This window comes from Frankia sp. RB5 (assembly GCF_059816245.1).
Map to the genome: position 1 here is coordinate 1 of NZ_JCBATA010000146.1, position 1,717 is coordinate 1,717.

A 1,717-nucleotide genomic window follows, 5' to 3' on the forward strand; every position below is an offset into this window, starting at 1 on the left:
CGTGACTCCTCCACCGGCTGAGGCCGGCGGCTTCTCAGGACGACGTTGCCGCGGTCTGAAGGGCCAGCCCGGCCCTGAGGATGTTGACGGCCGCGTTCACGTCGGCGTGCGCGGCGTGCCCGCACCGCACGCACAGAAACCTGGCCTGCGTGGGCCGGTTCTCCGCCGCGACGTGCCCGCACCCCGGGCACCGCTGGGAGGTGTGACGGGGGTTTACCTCGACGACGAGCCGTCCGGCGCTTTCAGCCTTGGCGCGCAGCGCGTGGAGGAACACCCCCCACCCGGCGTCGTGCATGCTCGTGTTGAGTCCGGACTTGGCGGCCTGGCCGTTGGGAAGGAACCGGCCGGCGCTGTCGGGGTCGGGCTTGGGCCTGGCCCGCTTGACCATGCCCTTGATGTTCAGCTTCTCGACAACGATCAGGTCATGACCGGCGACGATCTCGTTCGCGGTCTTGTTCGCGAGGTCGACCCGCTGCCGGGCGACATGCCGGGACACGGCGGCGACCCTCTGCACGGCCCCGCGGCGCCGCTGCGAACCACGCCGCCTGCGCGAGAGGTCCCGTTGTGCGTCGGCCAGCCTGTCGGCGGACCGCCTCAAAAAACGCGGGTTGCCGTAGTGTTCGCCGTTGGAGTCGGTGACCAGCGACGCCACGCCAAGGTCAATGCCGACCACGGCGCCGGTCAGCGGCAGCGGCTTCGCGGGGACGTCGTCGCAGGACAGGATCAGGTGCCAGCGGGCGCCTTCGCGCTTGACGGACAGGGTCTTCACCCTGCCCCGCACGGGCCGGTGCTGGTGGACCTTGACATGCCCGGCGCCCTGAAGGCGGACGAACGTCCGCGTCGGGTGCTCGGGCTGCGAGTCCCACCGGCAGCCGTCGTTGTCGACGGGCCACGTCACCGTGTCGAACCAGCCGGCACCCTTGAACCGCGGATAGCCGGGCGTCTCCCCGCCCTTCACCCGGCGGAAGAACGCCTCGAACGCGAGGGTGAGCCGGCGCAGGGTGGCCTGCTGGGAGGAGAACGACCAGCGGGCCTGGTCCGGGTCACAGGCCCGGATCTCCTTCAACTGGGCGGACTGATCCCCGTACCGGATCCTCGTCTTCGACGGGTGCGCGTAGGCATCCCGACGTTCCTGCAACGCCGCGTTGTACAACGTCCGATGATCGTCGAGCATTGCCGTCAGCGCGACGACCTGACGCGCGGTCGGGCGGAGCAGGAACCTGTACGTCCGCCTCACCGTGGCATTCCCCTTCGCCACGGCCGTTCGTCCTGCGTGTCGACGTACCGCCGCACCGTCTGCGCGGAGACCGCGCCGACGGTCGCGACGAAATACGACCGGGACCACAGCGTAGGCAGCCGGGAACGCAGGTGCGCGAACTCGCCCCGCAGTTCATGGGATGTGAAGCCCTTGACCTGGTTGGCGATGTACGACGGGGAGTGCTTCGGGTGAGCCTTCACGAACAGGTGCACATGGTCGGGCTCGATGTCCAGCGCGACGACCGGCCAGTCATGCTCGGCGCACTTCTGCCGGATCAGCGTGTCCAGCCGGTCACGAACCTGACCCACGAGGACAGCCCGACGGTACTTCGGGCACCAGACGACATGGAAGCCGAGATCATAGACCCCACCCGCCCCTCCGGTCACCTGCCGCACCACACCGGCGACTATACCAGCGCGGTCCATCTAACCATCGCGGTCCATACCGGATTCCCCTGCC

2 protein-coding genes are annotated in these 1,717 nt (G+C 69.1%); both read right to left on the reverse strand.

All coding sequences use genetic code 11. From position 1 onward, the window contains the following. Nucleotides 1-34: 34 nt before the first annotated feature. On the reverse strand, nucleotides 35-1,237 hold the full coding sequence (locus AC6EXY_RS33195; RefSeq protein WP_499842480.1) for an RNA-guided endonuclease InsQ/TnpB family protein: 1,203 nt from the start codon (nucleotides 1,235-1,237) through the stop codon (nucleotides 35-37). After that, on the reverse strand, nucleotides 1,234-1,683 hold the full coding sequence (tnpA, locus tag AC6EXY_RS33200; protein WP_101833766.1) for an IS200/IS605 family transposase: 450 nt from the start codon (nucleotides 1,681-1,683) through the stop codon (nucleotides 1,234-1,236). Before tnpA ends, AC6EXY_RS33195 begins: the two co-directional genes overlap by 4 nt. Between the last annotated feature and the right edge of the window lie 34 nt (nucleotides 1,684-1,717).

Excerpts from the sequence above, each read along its gene's own strand:
- tnpA (WP_101833766.1), bottom strand. The coding sequence starts at position 1,683 with ATGGACCGCGCTGGTATAGTCGCCGGTGTGGTGCGGCAGGTGACCGGA.